The 21,429-nt window shown below is 33.9% G+C and carries 20 protein-coding genes and 1 other annotated feature; of the genes, 2 read left to right on the forward strand and 18 right to left on the reverse strand.

What is annotated here, in order from left to right:
• Window positions 1-46 precede the first annotated feature (46 nt).
• Window positions 47-2,677: a glycoside hydrolase family 3 protein gene (locus tag FD26_RS00790; RefSeq protein WP_057866549.1), complete on the reverse strand. Its 2,631-nt coding sequence runs from the start codon at window positions 2,675-2,677 to the stop codon at window positions 47-49.
• A 370-nt stretch (window positions 2,678-3,047) separates the two neighbouring features.
• Between FD26_RS00790 and coaBC the strand changes: the two genes are divergently transcribed.
• The gene (coaBC, locus tag FD26_RS00800) at window positions 3,048-4,247 is read left to right on the forward strand and encodes a bifunctional phosphopantothenoylcysteine decarboxylase/phosphopantothenate--cysteine ligase CoaBC (RefSeq protein ID WP_057866551.1); all 1,200 of its coding nucleotides are present in this window, start codon (window positions 3,048-3,050) and stop codon (window positions 4,245-4,247) included.
• 511 nt (window positions 4,248-4,758) lie between these two features.
• Here coaBC and lpdD read toward each other — a convergent pair.
• The 6 genes from lpdD to FD26_RS00830 all read right to left on the reverse strand — a co-directional run bounded on the left by lpdD (window position 4,759) and on the right by FD26_RS00830 (window position 10,887).
• Entirely contained in the window at window positions 4,759-5,166 is a 408-nt protein-coding gene (gene lpdD / locus FD26_RS00805) for a prenylated flavin chaperone LpdD (RefSeq protein WP_057866552.1), read from the reverse strand.
• Entirely contained in the window at window positions 5,166-5,738 is a 573-nt protein-coding gene (locus tag FD26_RS00810; protein WP_057866553.1) for a UbiX family flavin prenyltransferase, read from the reverse strand. Before FD26_RS00810 ends, lpdD begins: the two co-directional genes overlap by 1 nt.
• Window positions 5,739-5,749: 11 nt before the next feature.
• On the reverse strand, window positions 5,750-7,225 hold the full coding sequence (locus FD26_RS00815) for a UbiD family decarboxylase (RefSeq protein ID WP_057866554.1): 1,476 nt from the start codon (window positions 7,223-7,225) through the stop codon (window positions 5,750-5,752).
• A gap of 113 nt (window positions 7,226-7,338) precedes the next feature.
• Complete coding sequence (locus FD26_RS00820) at window positions 7,339-7,623, reverse strand: LasU family protein (protein WP_057866555.1); 285 nt, start codon at window positions 7,621-7,623, stop codon at window positions 7,339-7,341.
• A gap of 62 nt (window positions 7,624-7,685) precedes the next feature.
• Entirely contained in the window at window positions 7,686-10,007 is a 2,322-nt protein-coding gene (locus tag FD26_RS00825; RefSeq protein ID WP_057866556.1) for a UvrD-helicase domain-containing protein, read from the reverse strand.
• The gene (locus tag FD26_RS00830) at window positions 9,997-10,887 is read right to left on the reverse strand and encodes a LysR family transcriptional regulator (RefSeq protein ID WP_057866557.1); all 891 of its coding nucleotides are present in this window, start codon (window positions 10,885-10,887) and stop codon (window positions 9,997-9,999) included. Before FD26_RS00830 ends, FD26_RS00825 begins: the two co-directional genes overlap by 11 nt.
• Window positions 10,888-11,024: 137 nt before the next feature.
• On the opposite strand from FD26_RS00830, the gene FD26_RS00835 reads away from it, so the two are divergent.
• Window positions 11,025-11,822, forward strand: a complete 798-nt coding sequence (locus FD26_RS00835; protein ID WP_057866558.1) for an HAD family hydrolase — start codon at window positions 11,025-11,027, stop codon at window positions 11,820-11,822.
• A gap of 59 nt (window positions 11,823-11,881) precedes the next feature.
• Here the strand turns inward: FD26_RS00835 and FD26_RS00840 are convergent, their stop codons facing one another.
• The 11 genes from FD26_RS00840 to FD26_RS00895 all read right to left on the reverse strand — a co-directional run bounded on the left by FD26_RS00840 (window position 11,882) and on the right by FD26_RS00895 (window position 21,421).
• Complete coding sequence (locus FD26_RS00840) at window positions 11,882-12,076, reverse strand: PspC domain-containing protein (RefSeq protein WP_057866559.1); 195 nt, start codon at window positions 12,074-12,076, stop codon at window positions 11,882-11,884.
• 18 nt (window positions 12,077-12,094) lie between these two features.
• Window positions 12,095-12,283, reverse strand: a complete 189-nt coding sequence (locus tag FD26_RS00845) for a PspC domain-containing protein (RefSeq protein ID WP_057866560.1) — start codon at window positions 12,281-12,283, stop codon at window positions 12,095-12,097.
• A gap of 91 nt (window positions 12,284-12,374) precedes the next feature.
• On the reverse strand, window positions 12,375-12,785 hold the full coding sequence (locus FD26_RS00850; RefSeq protein ID WP_057866561.1) for a hypothetical protein: 411 nt from the start codon (window positions 12,783-12,785) through the stop codon (window positions 12,375-12,377).
• 81 nt (window positions 12,786-12,866) lie between these two features.
• Window positions 12,867-13,685: a helix-turn-helix domain-containing protein gene (locus FD26_RS00855; RefSeq protein ID WP_057866562.1), complete on the reverse strand. Its 819-nt coding sequence runs from the start codon at window positions 13,683-13,685 to the stop codon at window positions 12,867-12,869.
• A 345-nt stretch (window positions 13,686-14,030) separates the two neighbouring features.
• Entirely contained in the window at window positions 14,031-14,861 is an 831-nt protein-coding gene (locus FD26_RS00860) for a MetQ/NlpA family ABC transporter substrate-binding protein (RefSeq protein WP_057866563.1), read from the reverse strand.
• 44 nt (window positions 14,862-14,905) lie between these two features.
• Entirely contained in the window at window positions 14,906-15,742 is an 837-nt protein-coding gene (locus FD26_RS00865) for a MetQ/NlpA family ABC transporter substrate-binding protein (RefSeq protein ID WP_057866564.1), read from the reverse strand.
• Between the two features lie 56 nt (window positions 15,743-15,798).
• Window positions 15,799-16,033 (reverse strand) — a binding site (T-box leader).
• Entirely contained in the window at window positions 16,033-16,722 is a 690-nt protein-coding gene (locus tag FD26_RS00875; RefSeq protein ID WP_057866566.1) for a methionine ABC transporter permease, read from the reverse strand. It overlaps the preceding feature by 1 nt.
• 3 nt (window positions 16,723-16,725) lie before the next feature.
• On the reverse strand, window positions 16,726-17,784 hold the full coding sequence (locus FD26_RS00880) for a methionine ABC transporter ATP-binding protein (RefSeq protein WP_057866567.1): 1,059 nt from the start codon (window positions 17,782-17,784) through the stop codon (window positions 16,726-16,728).
• A gap of 7 nt (window positions 17,785-17,791) precedes the next feature.
• Window positions 17,792-19,126 carry a M20/M25/M40 family metallo-hydrolase gene (locus FD26_RS00885; protein ID WP_057866568.1) on the reverse strand — a complete coding sequence of 445 codons (1,335 nt, stop codon included), beginning with the start codon at window positions 19,124-19,126 and terminating at the stop codon, window positions 17,792-17,794.
• A 29-nt stretch (window positions 19,127-19,155) separates the two neighbouring features.
• Entirely contained in the window at window positions 19,156-19,980 is an 825-nt protein-coding gene (locus FD26_RS00890; protein WP_057866569.1) for a MetQ/NlpA family ABC transporter substrate-binding protein, read from the reverse strand.
• A gap of 715 nt (window positions 19,981-20,695) precedes the next feature.
• On the reverse strand, window positions 20,696-21,421 hold the full coding sequence (locus tag FD26_RS00895; protein WP_057866570.1) for a LysM peptidoglycan-binding domain-containing protein: 726 nt from the start codon (window positions 21,419-21,421) through the stop codon (window positions 20,696-20,698).
• Window positions 21,422-21,429 lie beyond the last annotated feature (8 nt).

Here is a 21,429-nt window from a genome sequence, read left to right on the forward strand (position 1 = left end):
GCACGCGTTATATATACATGTCAACGGTTTCATTTATTATATAATTTTAAAATTTTAATTTCAAAATCATTCTCAAAACATTAATCGCACATTTTTGTAAGTCGCCCAAATAAAGATCATTGTTATCTTTCCACTTACCTGTCAAAAGAATATGTTCATCATCTATTATTTGAGCATCGCCATTATAAACCCAATTCTTTACTCGATCATTTAAACGAGAATCTTCGTCAACTCTCACTCGCACAACTACGGAACCGTCTGCATCAACTGTAAAGTCATTCCACATTTCAGTCTCAACAAATTTTTTCTTCAAAAGATCGTAATCCTTTTGAATCTTAATATTGCCGTATTCATCAAACTCTGGACCAAAATCACTCACTGCACTCAATAATTTTGATTTAGAATTACCTGGCATAATTAAATCATTGCCCGCATGCATGCTTTCTTTAGGATCGGCTGAACTAAACCAATCGGTCATAACCATCCCTTGATAATTCCATTCATCACGTAAAACATTTGTCAAAAGCTCAAAATTTGCTCCAGAGAAAGTTCCATTAACACGATTATAAGAACTCATAATTGCCACAGGCTTTCCCTCTTTAATAGCAATTTCAAAATTACGCAAATAGATTTCTCTCAATGCCTGTTCGCCAATTACACTGTTACCATAATTTCGAAAGCTTTCTTGATTATTGCCGAAGAAATGTTTTACTGTTACTCCAATTTTAGGATGGGCTTGGACTCCTTTAGTTTCAAAAGCAGCCATAGTTCCTGAAAGATAAGGATCTTCCGAGAAATATTCAAAATTGCGTCCACCTAAAGGATCACGATGAATATTCATTCCTGGAGCCAACCATAGATCGATTCCAAACTCTTTCATTTCTGTACTAATTGCAAAGCCAACTTTTTCAATCAGTTCTTTATTCCACGTTTGAGCTAAGGCTGTACCTACTGGCCAAGCCGTGGCGTAGTGAGTTACTGTTTGACCATTTCTTTCGAAAATCGGATCAACTCGGACTCCTGCAGGTCCATCAGCCATAACAACAGCTGGTACTTTTCTTGAATTAAGAGTTCCCGTTTGACCAGCAGCACCTGGCACTAAATCAGAAGAAATCCCTACCATACTGTTTTTAGTACTAGAAAGTTGCCCTTCAACCAAATCAACTAACTGTTTTTCAGAGAGACTAGCAATAAATTCAGCCAATTCGACATCGCCATCAGCCACATCCATCAAAGTTTTACCAGCGGCATTTCTAACATGTTCAATGACTTGATCTAAACCCTTGCCGGGCAAATTTTCACGTTCAGAGATAAATGTAGTTACATCAGACGGTTCTTGATATTCAACAAACTTTGTTTCTGGAAAATTAGCTGCCTTAAGAATAAAAAATTGACTTGAACTATCATCCTTTAATTCAACCTGATTTTTAATTAAAGTCGTAGGATCAACTCTAGGTTTGAGAACATCCTCAACTTTTTTCAAAATAACCTTTTTATCTAATTTAAATCTAGCTACAACTTGCGTGTGACGTGAACTATTACCAACTCTCACATAATACGTTCCTGGCACCAAAACATATGCACCTAATTCCGTATCAAAAATACTCAAGTTAGTCATTGGAATTTCAAATTCCAATGTTTGTTGCGCCTTAGGACGTAAAACTGTAGTTTTGTTAAAATCAACCAACTCTTGATAAGCTGTGGGTAGATCAGTCTGAGGCTTAGAAACATAGACTTGAACCGTCTCCTGACCAGAAAAATTGTCATCAATATTTTCTACATTGACTTGAAGGCGAATCCGTTGTTCATTGACATTTACCTTTTGCATCTTAATAAAAAACTTTGCATAGCTTAAGCCATAGCCAAATTCATAACGAGGTTTAATATTAAAACTATCGAAATAACGATATCCAACATAAATTCCCTCTATATATTCTGGATTAGACATTCCAAAATTTTCTGAAGTTGGATAGTCACTATAGGAATTAGCCCAAGTATCACTCAATTTACCAGAAGGAGTTTTGGTTCCATCAAGAATTTCTGCTATTGCGTCACCACTAGTCATTCCTAATTGAGAAACTAAAACAATACTATCAAGCATCGGACATTGATCAACAAAACTAGTATCCATCACACCGCCAGTATTTAATAAAACAATACTATTAGTATAATATTCACTCATTTGAGTAATGTTTGCTAACTCATTATCAGTTAATTTAAAGTCACCTTTGTGATTCCGTCGATCATAGTTTTCGCCTGCGTTACGCGATACCACATAGATACCAGTTGTAGCATCCTCAAACTCAGAAATTTCTGGATCCTTAAAATTAAAAGCTGGAGCCAAAAGTGCCATTGGGTCATCTTTTAATTTTTCAGCATAAAGATTCTTTTCTTTTTGATAGTAGCGTTCTAAACGAGCCAACCACGACTTACTAGTCACTGTAAAGCCATGATTCTCTAATCCCACTAAGATACTAACAACGTTACGCTGATTAACATCTCCTGAACCAGTACCGCCTTTAACAGTAGCAAAAGCACCACTACCGTATAACGCTACGGTCTTATTTTTCAATGGTAAAGTTTTATTTTTATTCTGTAGCAAAACAATGGCTTCTTCAGCAGCATTTTTTGCCAATTCTTTATTTTCAAGTTCTCGTTGTGAAATAACGTTTTCCATCTGAATACCTCTCCTTTGGTGGAAATGTAATTAATTCAATTTTACACTTTTAAATATAAAAAAAGTGATCGTAACGGTTATAGTTTACCTACAATCACTCATTTTTTAAAAATATATTTACGCAATACATATTTATGGATCAAAAATAACAATACAATTAAAATTATCCCAATAAATATCTCACTGGCTAAAAATTGCCATCCAAAAGCCTGAAAAATATTTAACAAAGGATTATTAAAAATCGAAATCAACAATAAAAGTATAATTATGTCAGCTGTATAAATATTCATGAAAACCTCCACATATGAAAATCATATCACACTCTAAAACATGTATAATATAGTAAGAAAAAATTTTTTGAGGTGAAAAGATGCTCAAAGATAAACATATTGCTGTATACGTTACCGGTGGCATTGCCGCCTATAAATCACTCGAAGTTGTACGCTCACTTATAAAAAAAGAAGCTCAAGTTCAAGTTATTATGACTGCAGCCGCCCAGAAATTTGTTACACCGTTAACATTTGCTACCCTCAGTCAAAAACCAGTTATCACAGATAACTTTAATCCACAAACAGCTCCTGATGATTTTATTCCTCATATCAAGTTAGCCCTATGGACTGACTTAGCAATTGTCATACCAGCAACTGCTAATATTATCGGTAAAATGGCTAATGGCCTAGCTGATGATATTGCTTCAACCAGCTTGATTGCTACAGTTGCGCCTAAACTAATCTTTCCAGCCATGAACACTGACATGTATGAAAATCCAGCTGTTCAAAATAACTTAACCACCCTCAAAAACATGGGCATTGACATTATGGAGCCAGCAACCGGTTTTCTAGCTGAAGGAATGACTGGTAAGGGACGCTTGCCCGAATTACCTATCATTATGTCAGCCATTGAAAGTAAATTTCAAACCAAAGAACTTGCCGGTAAAAAAGTTGTCATCACAGCTGGTGGTACCAAAGAACTAATCGATCCCGTCCGCTATATTGGCAATCGTTCCTCTGGAAAAATGGGACTTGCTATGGCTAAAGCGGCCCAAAATATGGGAGTAGAAGTTACTTTAATCACTACTGTAGACGCAGCAATCGCTGGAATGAATATTATTCACATCCAAACAGCTAATGAGATGATGCAACAATTACAAAGTATTTTTCCAACCGTTGACGTCTTAATTATGGCAGCCGCAGTGGCTGATTTTAAGCCTTTGCATGTTGCCGATCAAAAAATCAAAAAAAATGATGATGAAGATTTCTTCACCATCAAATTAACTAAAAATCCTGATATTTTGAAAACCATTGCTGCAACTAAAACTAACCAATTTGTCGTAGGTTTTGCTGCTGAAACCCAAAACCTTTTAGCAAATGCCGAGAAAAAACTTAATAGTAAACATGCCGACGTAATTTTAGCCAACAATGTTGCTCAATCCGATGCTGGTTTTGGCGTTGATACTAACCAAATTACTTTATTGCAAAAGAACAAACATCCCGAATCTTTGCCTCTAATGTCAAAAGACGAAGTCGCTCAAAAATTCTGGGAGTTTTACCTAACCTTGGTTAAAGCATAAAGATGTCGCCTTCCACAATAATTGAAATTTGGCTGGAACGCCGTGGGTACGACTTGGAACTTATGCTTCGCATAATTTTCAAGCTCGGCCTCATTCTAAGCAATAAATTGCTAAGAATGACTTCACGGCTGAGCCAATTTCAATTTTTGTTCCAGTCTAGTGTAACTGTTATATATTTCAAATATTTAAATACGAAAATAGCTAATGACCTTTTATATTATAGTCATTAGCTATTTTTATAGTCTTGAATTAATAAGCAGAATCATTTTAGCAATTTAAAACTAATAAACTAATCTGGAACGGAGCTAGGATGGTCTCAGTGGTGAAATTTTTCTTAATGTGGAACACATTTAGAAAAAGCTGGAGCTTGAAGACTGTTGGCGTTGCCAAGAGGCTCCAAGTCCGGCCACCACGTTCCAGACCATTCCTAGCACAGTGGAAGATGGCATCCTTCAATACTTACGCTTTAACCAAGATTAAGTAGAGCTCCAATCTTGTTGAATTAAATTATTTATTCAGGGTTCTCTTCATCACTATAACAAACTGGCTCGGGTACATCGAAATTGGTCTGTTTTAACCAAGCCTTTATTTGCTCACCCAAATTCTGTGCTATTTGACCAGAAACCGTAATTTGCTTCTTAGAAATATGGTTAACATGAACACCCGCAGTTATTGTACAGCTGCCAGGCAAATCAGCTTGAATAATTTTTCCAATTCTAACTGCTAAAACATCATCTTTATGAAAGCGGCCATCATGACTGGGATAACGAATCGTCTGTATTTCAGTATTCTTAGTTAAAGTTGTAACAGTTCCAATATGTGGAGTATCGCCACCAGTAACTTCGATAAAAAGATCTTTACCAATAGCTTCAATTTTGGCACTCATTGTGTAATTCTCTTGAGTAACTGAAAATTTCATTAAATCCCCTCCCAACGTCGATCAACCTCATTATCAATTTTTAAAGCATCTAATTCTTTCATAGTTTGATGATCGACTAAATCCTGAATTGTCTGAGGATGATTGTAAAAAGCCGGAATAGGTGGAATCATTTGGACTCCCATCTTAGATAACTTGGTCATATTCTCTAGATGAATAGTATTTAACGGTGTCTCTCGAGGAACCATAATCAATTTACGTTGTTCTTTCAAGGTCACATCAGCTGCTCGTGAAATCAAATTGTCACCGATACCGACGGCAATGCTAGCAATGGTTTTCATACTAGCTGGTACAATAACCATTCCATCTGTTAAAAACGAACCACTAGCAATTGTTGCACCTAAATCGTTATCACTGTAAAAGTAATCGGCCAAATCTTTAATTTCTGATAGTGATAAATCGGTCTCTAACTGTAGATTTTTTTTAGCCCAAGCACTAAAGACAACATGGGTTTCAACATTGGAAACTGTCTTTAACTTTTTCATTAAATCAATTGCGTATATTGTGCCTGAAGCCCCTGTAACACCAATGACAATTTTTCTTTTATGAGCCATCTAAACACTTCCTATTCTAAATATTTCTTCCAATCCTTTACTTCCTTAAATTGAGCTCTAACAAATTGATCTTTCATATCAAATGGTACGGTACCATCAATAACAGTCTTGGAACTCATTCCACGAATCCGAATTGACTTAGGATCATACTCTGGTCTTTCGGAAGGATCTAACGGATGATTTCTCATACCTGGTAAGACCATAATATCTTTATCGCCTTGGAATCTAGTATTCATCGTCCAAATAACGTCGTTCATATCAAAAATATCAACGTCTTCATCAACTAAGAATACTGTCTTTAATTCCTTGAAAGCTGAAAAAGCAAGAATTGCGGCTTGTCTTTGAATACCTTCATCAGCTTCATCAGCTTTGTGAATTTGCATAATTGTCATTAATTTCCCGCCACCTGCTGGTGGATTATAAACGTTAACAACTTTACCAGGAATAGCTTTATCAACTAATTCTAGAATACTTGCTTCTGTGGGGATTCCAGCCATAGAAACATGTTCTTCACTAGGTCCAATCATTGTTTGCATAATAGGATTATCTTTACGGTGAGTGATAGCCTTAACTTTTACAACATTAACAGCAGGATTAGCATCACCATTGTAGCCGGGAAATTCTGGCATGGCTTTACCAGTATGGGTATTAATATCTTCTTGCATAGTTTGGTTAGGCATAATTTCAGCCTCAACTACATATTCAGCTCGGGCAATCGCTTTTTCATCAACGGTCTTAGCGTTAACTAATTGAACCGCTTGATTACGCAATGCACCGGCAATGTTTAATTCATCATAGCCTAATGGAGTTGTAGGTGGCTCAAATGTTGCCCCTATAGTAATTGCTGGATCAAGTCCAATGTTGATAGTAATTGGCATGGGTTTGTCCAATTTCTCAAATTGCTTCTGGAAATTTCCAATATGACGACCACCAGGCATAATATACATTCCAATGGTATCTTTTCCTTCTAAAACCATTCGGTGAATAGTAACATCTGTCATACTCTTATCAGGATTAGAACCTAACACTAATCCCTCGGTAATATAAGGACCAGCATCATATTCAGTATTGGTTGGGGCCGGCAAAATTTTTCTAATATCAAAATCTTTATCAGTTGCCTTATAAACAACTTCTTGAACTGGAGCTTTGTCAGAACTCACCACTACTGGAGCAACAGGATGTTCAACAGAATCCTTCAAAAGTCGACCCAAAGTCTTATAATCATGATGCAACATTAAGCCATCACGCTTGCGACTTGCCATTGCACCAATAAAAATACGTGTACCAGGAAAGCCTTTAATATTATTAAACATCATGGCTGGACCTTCTTTAGTAGGACGTTTAACTGTCCCGCCAGCACCGATATAACGGTAAACACCTGATAATTCGGCATCGGGATCAACCTCAACATCAGTTTCATGATATTGAACTGGTTCTTGTTTTAATTCATCAATAACTCTTCTTAAATCGTATGGTTGTTCTGACATATAATTGCCTCCTCTTTCTTAACAAGGATCAGTATAAGGGATAATTTACAGTCAAACAATTCATGATAAAGCAAAAAGCATTCCATATTGGAATGCTTTTTCATTTTACCTAATTAACCTTGTTCCATTGAAAGAATCGCAATTATCAAAGACAGGACCCAAAGCACAATCATATAAAGATAGAACAATCTATTTTGTTTTTTATATTTAAGATTACGAGAAGAATTGACCATTGCTTCAAAAAACGAAATTATCGGAATATATACACTTAAACCTGTAATGCTAATAACAAATGAATTATTCCAAGCTCCACCAGACACTCTCAAATATAAACTATAACAGTACATAATAATTAGGATAAAAGTTGGTATGACTTCTATCGTACGACGAATTTTCATTATCTTCCCCCAACTTTGGTATATACAATTATCATACTCCAAAAGATCTAGAAAATTACTAACTACTTTTTCGATTTTTTCTTAGGTAATTTCAATTCAAATAACAGCGGATTAGAATCTGGAGCAATCCGCAAGCATAATTCCTGTTGTGCTCTAGTTACTCCGACATATAACAAACGCCGCTCCTCTTCGATAAACTCCGAATAATTTTCTATTTCCTTATAAAAGGTATGAAACATTACAAATTCTTTTTTCTTATCTAAAGTTCTATCCAAATTGATTGGATTAAAAGCATTATTATTCGTAATATCTTTATAGTCATCAATATGGGCAGCTTTTAAAGCTCGTTCCAAGAAATCATAACTCTTGTTATAAATCAGCTTCCACTTTTTCACAAATTGATCAAATGGCATTTCCGGTGGAAACCATTCATTGACAGCTACTCCAGCAGTTTCAACTTCCTTATTAGTTAAACCATAAAGATAAACATACTTAAATTCCAACCCTTTTGACTGATGCAATGACAAGAATTGAATTCGATGTTCCTGTTTCCCTTGTTCCATACGACTAGATAGGATAGCCTTTTTCTGTTCCTCATCTAAGAAGAAATTATCAATATTAGTATAAGTAGCTAACTCATCTTCCAAATATTTCTTAATATCATTGACTTCTGTTTTAGACATGAAGTTTTTTTCTTCCATATAATTAAAATATTTGTCGGTCAATCTAGTAGCAGCCTTATACAAATCTTTGATCAGACTCTGAGACAATTTTTGTTTTCTCTCAGCATCTTTTGATTCCTCCAAGCGTCCCTTAAAACGTTTAATACTATTAAAATAAACTTGAATCCGTTCATCGGTTCTTTTATGAGGCGTATTAGTTTCAGCATTATAAGCTTCAGCCGCTAACAAATATTTACTTAACTTATGAAATTCATCACCGGCTCGAGTCAAAACTTTATCAGTATGATCCTTGTATGCTCGAAAACCAATTCGATTTGCCTGATTAGCAAAGTACTTATATTTATCTTGCCACAAAGCCTTCATTAATTCTGTAAGAATGCGGTAAACAATATTATTCTGCAATACAGCACTGGAATTATTGATATCGGCATAAATTTGTTGATTAGCCAACCAATCTGCCAAGAGCATTCTTGAAGAATTGTAACGAACCAAAATAGCAATATCGTCATTATTGATTTCTGGATCATTAATCTGTTTAACTAATCGTTTCAACATTTTTGAGCCACCGCTGAAACCGGATTTTTTACTACTATAAAGGACAAACTTACCAATATCTTTTCGTCCAGATAATAACTCTTTATCTAAACGAACATGATTGTGTTTAATCAACGGTATAACCCGTTTTAAAATCTTTTCGCCAGTTCGATAATTAGTGGAAAGATTTCGCTTCTGTGCATCTGGCAAGAGTCGTTTGTAATTCAAAATATATTGCGGATTGCTACCTCTGAATGAATAAATACTCTGGTCATCATCCCCAATTACAATTAAATGTTGCATTGTTTCAGGAGCTAATAATTGCGAAATAATTTGCCATTGTAGATTGTCAATATCCTGAAATTCATCAATCACAGCGATTTTATAACGAGACATAATTTGTTGATAATAACTCAAATATTGGGGATCTTTCATACTTTCTAGCAGCAACATTTTCATATCATTAAAATCAATATAACCATCTCGTCGTTTTAATTCCTGATACTTATTTATCACATCAACGTAATCTTCATAAAACTCTTGATTATGATTTTGACGAGAAAATTCCGACATTACATCAATAGTTTCACTCAAAGGCTGACCAACTGTCTTAGTTGGCAAAACTCCATCAGTCGTTAAGCCCTGGTTAATCATATAATCATTCAAATCAAACATTTCTTCTAGCATTTCAGCCTTAGTGATCACATTACTAGGATGCTTGATCTGATCTGATAAATCTCTAATAAAAAGACGATAGCTCGTTAATACTTGGACTTGCTGATATTCTGGATTTTGTCGCAATAATTGATAAAACAAAGCATGAAAAGTTGTGAAGTTAGGTCGACCGTAAGATATTTTTAACCCAATCTCGCTTAATTCAGAAACAAATTTATTATAACGTTCACCCATATCGACTCGTGATTTGTGGGAAAATGTAATTCCTAAAATTTCATCAGGATCGGCATTGCCCTTAGCAATAGCAATTAAAGCCATCAAAATAAAAATAATGGTTTTCCCTGAACCCGCACAAGCATTAACTAAAAGCGGTCTAGTAAAATCATTGTTTAAAATTGCAATCTGTTCATCGGAGAACTTCATATTAAGACCTGATTCCATCAGATCAATTATTTCTTTTGTTGATAATTCTTGAATAATTTTATCCCCCAATATTTATTACATTATCTTTAGCGTACTTCCAAAACAGCTTATTAGAATCTGAATGCTGGCCTTTACTCCTGACAAAGCATAGTTCATTTGCAATGTTAGAGCTTAATGGTACAAAGGCAAATTTATCGCTGGCAAAATTCTGAGCCGTTTTTGCCATCATCAATGAAACACCCATATTATTTTGAACCATTTGCATGATTAAATCTACCCGCGTTCCTTCATAAGTGATCTTTGGTTCAAATCCAGCTTCTTGGCAAAGTTTCAAAAACGGATTATACAAATTGGTTGCTGGACCCAAGATTAAAAAGTGTTCTCCATTTAATTTTCTTAAATCTAAACTTGTTTCTTGAGCATAAGGATGATTTTTCGGTAAAACAGCAACAAAAGAATCTTCTTCCATGGGCAAATATTCTAAATCCGGATCATCAAACTCAAAAAGACGTGCAAAAACTAGTTCACACTTGCCAGCTTTAAGAGAAGTAATCAAATTATAACTTTCTTCCTCTTTTAACTCTATGTGAATTTCTGGATGTTCTTTTAAAAAAGATGTAATTAATGAAAAGCTTTGATAACTTGGCATAGTAGGAATGGTATGCATTTTGATAATTGAATTTTTAGCTGCCCGAAAATCGTTCAATTCTATTTTCAAATTATCATAATTGTGAATTATTTCTTTTGCATATGGTAAAACTATTGTTCCTTGTTGTGTCAACGCAATTTTTCGATGAGCTCGTTTGAAAAGCGATACTCCTAATTCTTTTTCTAGCGATAAAATTTGCTTAGAAATATTTCCTTGAGTTGTAAAAAGATCTTCAGCAGTATCGGTATAGTTAAGTGTTTTCGATAAATTAACAAAGGTCTTTAATTTTTGTAGATCCACTATATGAACTTCCTATTCCATTTTAGAATACTATATCATAGTTTCTTAACACTCTTTTTTTGTAACCGATTGCTTTTTAACCATCTCTTCGTGTATCCTTTTCTCTGATGATTTAAATAATGGGAGGCAACTTATACGTGACTCAAACTAAACTAATTGCAACCGATATTGACGGAACGCTCTTTGATGATGATAAAAATTATAATATCGAACGTTTAAATAATTACCTTAAAGCTTTGCATCAACAAGGAATCCAATTTGCCGTGGCTAGTGGCAATAACTATGATCATTTAAAGCGCATCTTTCAAAGGACACCCCAAATCGATTTATTTATTGCTGAAAATGGAGCCCAAATTGTTAAAAAGGGAGAAACAATTTATGAGCGAGAAATGCCTAAAACCCTAGTCAACGACATGATTCCAACTCTTTTTAATCAATTAGATCTAAAATCACTTTCCTTATCAGGCAAGAAAGCCAGTTATGCCGAAAGTAAAAAAGATTTACCTCTTTATCATATGAAAAACTTAGTAATTGTTGATAACTTATTAAAAATTAACGATGATATTTTCAAATTTAATATTCAGTTGCAACACGATGATTTAACTGAAGCCATTAAATTTCTCAATGATAACTATGGTCAAGAGATTTATGCTGCTGTCAGTGGTTTTGGAAGTATCGACATTATGAGAAATAACGTTAATAAAAGTATTGCACTTCGTCATTTATGTGATTTAGAAGATTTTTCTTTAAAAAATGTAATGGCCTTTGGCGACAATTTGAATGATTTAGAAATGATTCAATCAGTCGGAACCGGTATTGCCATGAAAAATGCTAAAGCTCAAGTTATCAAGGTGGCCAACCTAGTAACAAATACTGATAACAATCACGATGGTGTTCTCAATACTATCAATGAAATTTTTAAATTAGATAAATAATAATCCAACATAAAAATAATCCCAACCTAGCCTCTTATTTGCTAAATTGAGATTATTTTTTAATTTTCAGTTGGTTTTTCCATTAATAGAAGTAATACTAGATAGATAATAATTCCTGGAAATGCTGGTGTTATTGTCAAAGCCACGTAAAGAATCCGGCCAATGGCAGGGTTCCAATCGTAATGTTCACATAATCCGGCAATCACTCCACCAAGAATTTGATTATCCTTTGATCTTTTTATAGGAATATGCATTGTCTTTACCTCTAATTATTAATATTCAGGATTTTCCATCAATAGCCAAAGTACTAAATAACCCACAATTCCAGGAAATGGCGTCAAACTTAAAATGACCCATAAAACTCTAGCAACGTTGGCATTCCACTGGAAATGTTCAGCTAATCCACCAATAACTCCGGCAAAAACCTTATCATTTTTTGAACGTCTAATTGGAATATGCATAAATCATTCCCCCTTTTTATCTTTAATTACATTCTAAATTATTAATAAATTTTTAGACATTTATTGGACTTACAAATCACTTACACTTTTGTCACTTATTAATTTCAATAATTCTTTTAAGACCATTCAAATTACGATTAAAAGCTTGTTTAGCAATAGGCTGCAAAAAAACTATTGCCAATGTCTCATCCTTCAATAAGTAAAAATCTTCTGTTACTAATGTAGATCCTACTTTTTCCACTAAATTAAAGATTAACTGATATTCCAATCTACCATTAATACTACGATAACTTACTTGTTGATCTTTCGATTCAATTGTTAGTACTTCATCGGAATTAATTGCTGGATCATTACGATGAATTATAAAGGAATTGTTAGTCCCATTTTTTAGCGAAGAAATAGCTGGATTCCAACGCATCAATTGTGGTCCATCCATCAAAACTTGCTGCACTTTCGATAAATTTTCTTTAATTAAAACAGTATTAGTAAAAAGTTTTTTCATTAGTAATTCCTCCATCAATTTATTTTGATGGCCTTAGCTTACGAAAAAAACTACCTAATGAAAAATTAGCATTCTGATATTTTAAAAATCTTGAAAAATCTTTTCGCCATACAATTCACTAAATAAATCCTTCCGACCATTAGCTTCCAATCTTTCATCATCTTGATGAGCTTCTTGTGCCAATCGAGCCATCAGGAAATAACAATTAGCCAACATATAGTGAGAATCATGCTTAGCAATAAAGCCAATACCGTCAACAAGATAAGCCGTTGAATCTTGATAATCATTTAATTTGAAATAAATTAAAGCAGCTAAATAATAGATTATATTTTGATTCTCTTCGTAAGAAAAATCATTCCAATTACGAAATGCTAAATCTATATTATCTACCGCTGCCGTTTTTTTATTTTCCAAGGCGTAAATATAGCCCATCCCCAAATAAGCTAATCGAGATAATGTATCCAACTGTAAATGATTAATTTCTGCCAATGATAATTTTAATGACTGCATTGCTTCAGATAATTTATTAGTTTGTAACTGCGCCACGCCCAAATAATAATAATAGACCTGTAACTGATGAGCTGTTTTTAAATTATCAATAACCTTGTTTTGTTGTAAAAATTCCAATAACTCAATATATTGATGACTATTGCACAGCTTGTTCACAGTCTGATTAAATTCTTCATTAGCACTAATTTCAAAGTTAGTTGCTAAACTGATCTCGTTTAAATCAACTTTTAATCGCTTAGCTAAATTTACTAATAAAATTGCATTAGGTATATAAACATCATTTTCTATTGCTGATAACATTGACTGAGCACAAATACCCTCGGCCAATTGTTTTTGCGTCATACCACGTTTTTTTCGTAACTCTTTCAAGACAGTCCCTAAATTTTTCATATTTTATCCCTGACTTCTTCTTTTAATTACCTACTTCAATTCTAAATTAAATAGTGAATAATTGCATAAAAAAGGTTTAATTGTTACTAATAAATTAATGATATGAAGCAAAAATAATATCATTTTACATTATTTACTTATTCTTTTTTTAATATCTTCCACTACGCAATGATCAAATTTAAACCTATAAAAAATAGCTAGTGACTTTGATATAAAAAAGTCATTAGCTATTTTCTTATTTAAATATTTCAGCATTCCAACCAAATTTTAATTTTTGTGAAAATCGAATTACTTACACTTTTATTACAGTTAAGCATGAATATTACATTATTGAAATTATGATTATTACTGTAAAATTTTGTAGTTCCACGCTGGGCTTTCATAACCATGAAATGACTTCTTAATTACGTCAGCAACCTCCTTAGAATGATATGCTTTGACAATTTTTTGATAGTTTTTATTATTTTTGTCTTTAGCATTAGTCGAAAGAATATTGACATAAGGCTTCGATTTAGCAGTGATTTTCTCACGATAAACGGCATTCTTAGGATTCAACTTTGCATCACTAGCAACACCGCTATTAACACAAGCTGCTGTTACGTCATCCAAAGATTTAGCAGTTTGACCAGCGTCTAATGAAGAAATCTTCAAGCCTCGTTTATTTTCAGTAATATCGCGTAAATTAGGAATCTTAGCACCATTCAATTTTATTAAACCAGCACTTTCCAACAGTTGTAAAGCTCTTCCCTCATTAGTTACATCATTGGGGATTGCAATCTTATCGCCCTTTTTTAATTGGTTTAAACTAGTAATCTTCTTGGAAAATAAGGACATTGGTGCAATAACGGTTGTTCCAATTGAAACAATATTGGTCTTATGTTTCTTATTCCAATCACTTTGAAAAGTAAAAGTTTGAAAATCATTCATATCAATTTCGCCTTGAGCTAAAGCTGTATTTGGCTGGCTGTAATCAGAAAATTCAACGATTTTTAGATTAATGCCTTCCTTCTTCACTATCTGAGCCACCTTTTTCAAAGCCGGATCATTATCACCGGTAATTCCAACTCTAACGGTAATCTCTTTACTCGACTGATTGCTCCCACAACCAGCTAAAATGAACAAACTAAGTGTGGTAATGAATATCAAAAATATTCCCTTAATTCGGTTCTTTAGCATGATGCTCCTCCTGCATACATTAATAAGATCTCCATATTAAAAGACTAGTTTAGAACTTTATAATTCCAGGCTGGACTTTCATAACCGTTATAATCTTTCTTAATTTCCTTAGCAATATCTTCTGACTGATAAGCCTTAACAATTTTCTTGTAGGTAGCATTATTCTTATCTTTAGCATTAGCTGAAATTATATTAACGTATGGTTTTGACTTAGCTGTTACTTTTTCGCGATAAATAGCTTTTTTAAGATCTAATTTAGCATCACTGGCAACCCCACTATTAACAGCTGAAGCAGTTACATCATCAAGTGATTTAGCTGTTTGAGCAGCGTCTAATGCTGAAATTTTTAAATTCAATTTGTTCTCGGTAATATCTTTTAATGTCGGAATTTTAGCATTATCTAGCTTTATCAACCCGGCACTAGCAAGAAGCTGCAATCCACGACCTTCATTAGTAGCGTCATTAGGAATCGCTATTTTGTCGCCGCTCTTAATTTCACTAAGGCTAGTAACCTTCTTTGAATACAAAGCCATTGGTGCAATGACAGTTGAACCAATTGACACTATATTAGTCTTATGTTTCTTGTTCCAATCATTTTGAAATGTTAGTGTTTGGAAAGAATTCAGATCGATTTCGCCTTGTTGTAAAGCGGTATTAGGCTGATTATAATCTGAGAATTCAACAATTTTAATGTTGATGCCTTCTTTTTTTACCTTCTTAGCAACTGCATTCCAAACTCGATCGTCTGAGCCAGTAACCCCAATTTTTACAGTCTTTTCTTTATTGCTGCTAACCTGACTATTTCCACAAGCAGCTAATGCAAACAAACCAAATGTAGCAACTGCTAACAAAAGTATTTCCTTAATAATATTCTTTTTCATAATTATTCTCCTCCTCAACTAAAAAAGTGCTTCTATTCAGACAAAATATTGTCCAAAATAGAAGCGCTTTTGCGCGGTACCATTCTATTTCAAAAGTAAACTCACGTTTACTTTTCTCAAAAACATGCGATGCATGTGTGTATGATAATGGATACCAGCCATCATCCCCTAAAATATTCAGGAATGCCAATCACGAATCATTTTCATCTACTAATTTGACCTTATCTCAACATTTAAGGCTTTCTGTACAAATTATGGTAAGCAGATTACTCTATCGCTCAAATTGTTATTTAATGTTCTAATTTACGAACCGCAAAATCTCCAATTCCTTGTATAACAAAAACTAATACCAAAATGAATAACATAGAAACAATAGTTACATCGTTCTCAAATCGTTGATAACCGACAGAAATGGCCATATTACCAAGACCACCACCACCAACAGCACCAGCCATAGCAGTTAAACCAATTAAACTGATAATAGTTAACGTTCCTGAACGAATTAATTCTGGTAAACCTTCACGTAAATAAACTCTAAAAATGATCTTAATTGGTGATAAACCAATTGCTTCAGCAGCTTCGACCACTCCAGGATCGACTTCAACTAAAGCTAGTTGAACTTGTCTGGCAAAGAATGGTGCTGTTCCAATAACTAATGGTACTAAAGCTCCAGTAGGTCCAATAGTTTGACCAACAATCAACTTAGTAAATGGTCCAATAACTGCCAACAAAATAATGAAAGGAATCGAACGGAACAGATTGACTAACTTATCTAAAGTATTGTAAAGCACCTTATGAGGTGTAATGCCATCATCAGCTGTAACAACTAATAGGATTCCTAGAATAATACCGATAATTCCAGCAAATAATGCACTAACAAAAGTCATATATAATGTTTGCCAAATTGCGGTAACAAAACCATTGTCGCCTTCCCAGTTAGCGACGACATTCGGTAGAAATTTATTTATTAAATCTGCCATGAATTATTTGCCTTCTTTCTTTAAGCCAATTTCTTTAACATTCACATTCAAACCATTCAGATATTGAATAGCCTCTTCAACTTTTTGATCATCGCCTGTTAAAGCAAATAGCATGATACCAACAGTAGTATTTTGAAGTCTTTCAATATTACTGAAAAGAATGTTTGCTTCCACTTGGAAACGTTTATACAGTTCAACTACGATAGGCTCATTAGTAGAATCGCCAATATAATTTAATTCAATCAAACGTCCTGAAAGTTTATCGACAATACCACTCTCACGAATCTCATCTAGAACTGAACCAATATGAGTTGAAGTATTAACAAAATCTTTAGTCAATTGTTGCTTAGGATTACCAAAGATTGATAACAAATCGCCTTCTTCAATCAAACGGCCATTTTCCATGACTGAAACCCGATTACAAATCTGCTTAATTGCGTCCATCTCATGAGTAATGATCACAATTGTGATTCCTAGTTCCTTATTTAAGCGACCTAATAAATCCAATATTTCAGTGGTTGTCTTTGGATCCAAAGCACTAGTAGCTTCATCGGAGATCAATATCTCAGGATCATTGGCAAGTGCTCGAGCAATTGCTACACGTTGTTTTTGACCACCAGATAATTGCGATGGATAATTACTAGCTCGATCAGCCAAACCAACAATATCAAGTAAACGATCGATTTTCTTCTTACGATCAGCTTTGCTCAAACCTGAATCTCTTAATGGAAAATCGACATTTCCATAGACAGTTAGAGAATTCATCAGATTAAAGTGTTGAAAAATCATTCCAATATTGCGACGAGCCTTCCGTAAATCTTTTTGGCTTAATTGAAGCATATTTTGATTGTTAACAATTACTGAACCAGCAGTTGGTTGCTGCAATAAATTAATTACTCGAACCAACGTACTTTTACCAGCACCTGAATAACCGATAACCCCAAAGACATCACCTTTTTGAACGTCGATTGAAACATCCTTAACAGCTTCAATTGTTTTACCTTCATTTTGAAAAGTAACGTCAATATTTTTAAGCTGAATTATCCCATTTTGTTCTGCCATTTAATAATTACTCCCTTAATTTACTCAAGAATTGATCAAAGAAATCAATAAAATCGAGATAGTCTTGAATTCTAATATTTTCATTTGGTGCATGATTGCCAGCCTTAGAATAGCTTACTCCGGTTGAAACAATTGAAGCATGTGTATATTCATTTACTAACTTCATAGGACCCGTACCAGGACTTGAAGGCAATGCTTCAACTTTATCCTCGCCACCAAAGAAATCTTTAGCCGTACCAATCAATTTATTAACAATTGGACTATCAAGATCCCAACGATATCCCTTTTCACCAAGTAGATATTTTACTTTAATATCAGTAAATCCTTGGTCTTTTAAATACTTCTTTAATTTATCAAATAAGTCATGTGGATCTTGGTCTGGTACTAAACGAAATTCTAATTTAGCGGTTGCAGCCTTAGGAGTAACGGTTTTAACACCTTCACCTTCCCAGCCACTGCTAATTCCCTCTATATTAATAGTAGGATTAAACGTTAAATTATAATTAACTGACTTATTCTTCAATAATGGTACTTGTAAATTCCATTTAGCCTTTAAATCAGGTGTTGCAGCTTTATTAACCAAATCAATTTCTTTTTGAGTTGGTTCTACAACATCATCATAGAAACCAGGTATCTTAATGTCGCCCTCTGGAGTTCTCAAGGCATCTAAAGCTTGAGCTAGTCTCCAAGTAGCAGAATCAACTACTGCAGCGAATGATGAATGCAAATCGATATCGGCTGAAGTTGCTTCTAGCTCGAAACAAAGCACACCTTTATTTCCACCAGTAAAATTAAATTGTTCACGTTCATTCTTGTAACCCGATTCCCAAATTACCAAATCAGCACCTAAAAGATCATGATATTTTTTTAAATAGTCTTCCAAATGACGGCTAGCAACCTCTTCTTGACCTTCAATCAAAAATTTAATATTGCAAGGAAGATCACCATGTTCTTGACGATAAATATTTAAAGCAGCGATTCGGCTAATCAAATCAGCCTTACAATCAGAAACTCCACGACCAATAAATTTATCATCGGTTATTTTCAATTGAAACGGATCTGAATTCCAAAGATCAAGCGGTTCTGCTGGTTGAACATCATAGTGATTATAGATCAGAATCGTGGTATTACTTGGCTCTTTAGGTTTGATTTCAGCAAAGACAACTGGATATTCATATTCATCCCAAACTTGAACATCTGCTCCAAAATCTTTTAATAAATTCTTGAGGAATTCGGCTGTCTCAGTAATAGATTGATTCTTTGCTGAAACTGATGGTAGTGCAATATATTTCTTTAAATTTTCAATCGAATTCTGAATTAATGGATCTGATAATTTTGACATTAGAAAACCTCCTCATTTTAAAACATCAATTAAAACTTAGCATTCCAAGCAGGAATTTCATTTCCGCCATATACTTTCTTGATAGCTTTTTCTACATCTTTACTTTGGAAAGCTTTAACAACTTTCTTGTAAGTCTTGTTATTCTTATCTTTCTTTTGAGCAACGATAATATTGATCCAAGGAATTGAATTCTTGTTGATCTTTTCTGTTACAACAGCCTTCTTAGGATTCAACTTAGCATCATTTGCAACATTACCATTCACGATAGAAGCTGTTACATCGCCAACAACTCGAGCTGTTTGAGCTGCGTCAACTGTAGTAAATTTCAAATTTAATTTATTTTCAGTAATATCCTTTGTTGATGGTAAAGTCTTGCTATCATTTAATTTTAAAATACCGTTATACTCAAGTAATTGTAATGCACGAGCTTCATTAGAAGCATCATTAGGAATAGCAATTTTATCACCATTCTTTAATTGACTAAGCTTAGTGATTTTCTTTGAATACATAGCCATTGGTTGAATAACTGTCTTACCAATTGATACTAGGTCTGTATGATGTGCCTTGTTCCATGAATTTAGAAAATCTGTATGTTGATAAGCATTGATATCGACTTCCCCTTGACTCAATGCTGTATTAGGTTGGTTATAATCATTAAAAGTTTTAATTTGTAAGTTGATTCCTTCACTCTTAACCTTCTTTTGAACAACCTTCCAGATTGTTTCATCTGATGGATTAATACCAACCTTTACGGTTTTACCACTGTTTTGATTTCCACAGCCAGCTAAAACAAAAATAAATAATGCTGTAAAAGCTAATAAAATAACCTTGCCAAACTTTTTGAATTTACTCATATTTTTTCCCACCTTGTCTAAAATACTTAACCAACTAAAAACATCTTATTAAAACAAAAAAAGTCGCTTCTAAAACGAACTATTAAAAGTTCTATTTTAGAAGCGACTCCTCGCGGTACCATTCTAATTCGGAATAAATTTACACTTATCCCCTTAACAACGCACAGATTATCTATACGCGTGTACTGTAAAGGGTACCAACCATTGCATCTTTATCCTGAAGGATTCAGCGCACCAATCACGGGTCATTTTCATTCAAGTCGTTGCCCTCATCTCAGCAAATAGAGGTTTTCTGTACAAACGAGATTGAATTACTTCCCCCGATCAATTTGTTTAATAAATATCTTTTGTTAATCGTTGGTTAGATAATACAATCTAATTTTTGAAATGTCAATTGATAAAATTAGATTTTTAATTCTATCTTTCTAATATTATTTTTAATGCCAAATGTTATTTATAAACTCTATGATGTTAAAAGCCTTATTTTTAAATAGATTGAGACATTTGACGTTATAGGATTTATAACGCCATATCAATATATATTTTAAATATAAAAATATTTAGAAATTATTTTTATTTGTTTTTAAATTAGAAAACATTAGATATTAATTAATATTTTCACTTCTCTCAATTGAAACAAACGTCAACTTCAAAACACTATTTTAAACAAAAAAGAATCCTCACCTATGAGAATTCTTTCATTATCTATTAATAATTATGACAACACTTCAACAGATGCTGTTGTAACACCATATGATGGAATTGATGAACTTGGCATAGCAACGTCTAATTGTTGTGAATTGCTGTTAGCAAATGTTCCTGTATCATTAACAGTTCTGTATAGTACAGTACCGTCAGCTAAAGTAATCTTCAATTGTGTTCCCTTAGGGAAGACTGAAAGGTTAGCAGCAACACCGCCATAACCCATATCAGAACCTAGAACTGAAGGATCATAGAAGGAAATCTTAAATGTTCCTTGTGATGTTCCAGTTGTAGTACTTGTTGATTGAGTTGTGCTATCTTGTGAAGTTGTATCAGTAGTTGCTTGTTGTGTTGAGTCAGTAGCTGCTTGTTGTGTTGAGTCAGTAGCTGTAGTTGCAGTAGCATCACTTGTTGTGTCTGTTGCTGCTTGTGTAGTAGCTGCTGTATCAGTTGTTGTGTCTGTTGTATTTGTTGTATCAGTAGTTGTAGCACCTGGCAATGTGATTGTTTCGCCTGGATAGATTAAGTCAAATCCGCCAACTTCACGTCCGTTAGCTTGTTCTAGGGCAGAAATGCTAATTCCATTAGCTGCTGCGATACTCTTGTATGTATCACCTTTTTCAACTGTAACTGTACTTCCGTTTGTAACGGCAGCTTGTACTGTACTAGTTGTTGATGAAGCAAGAATTCCTGTTAAAGCCATTGCACTTACTAAAGCGATAGATAAAACTTTTTTCATAAATTAAT

Source organism: Companilactobacillus crustorum JCM 15951 (assembly GCF_001434585.1).
Lineage (GTDB): Bacteria > Bacillota > Bacilli > Lactobacillales > Lactobacillaceae > Companilactobacillus > Companilactobacillus crustorum.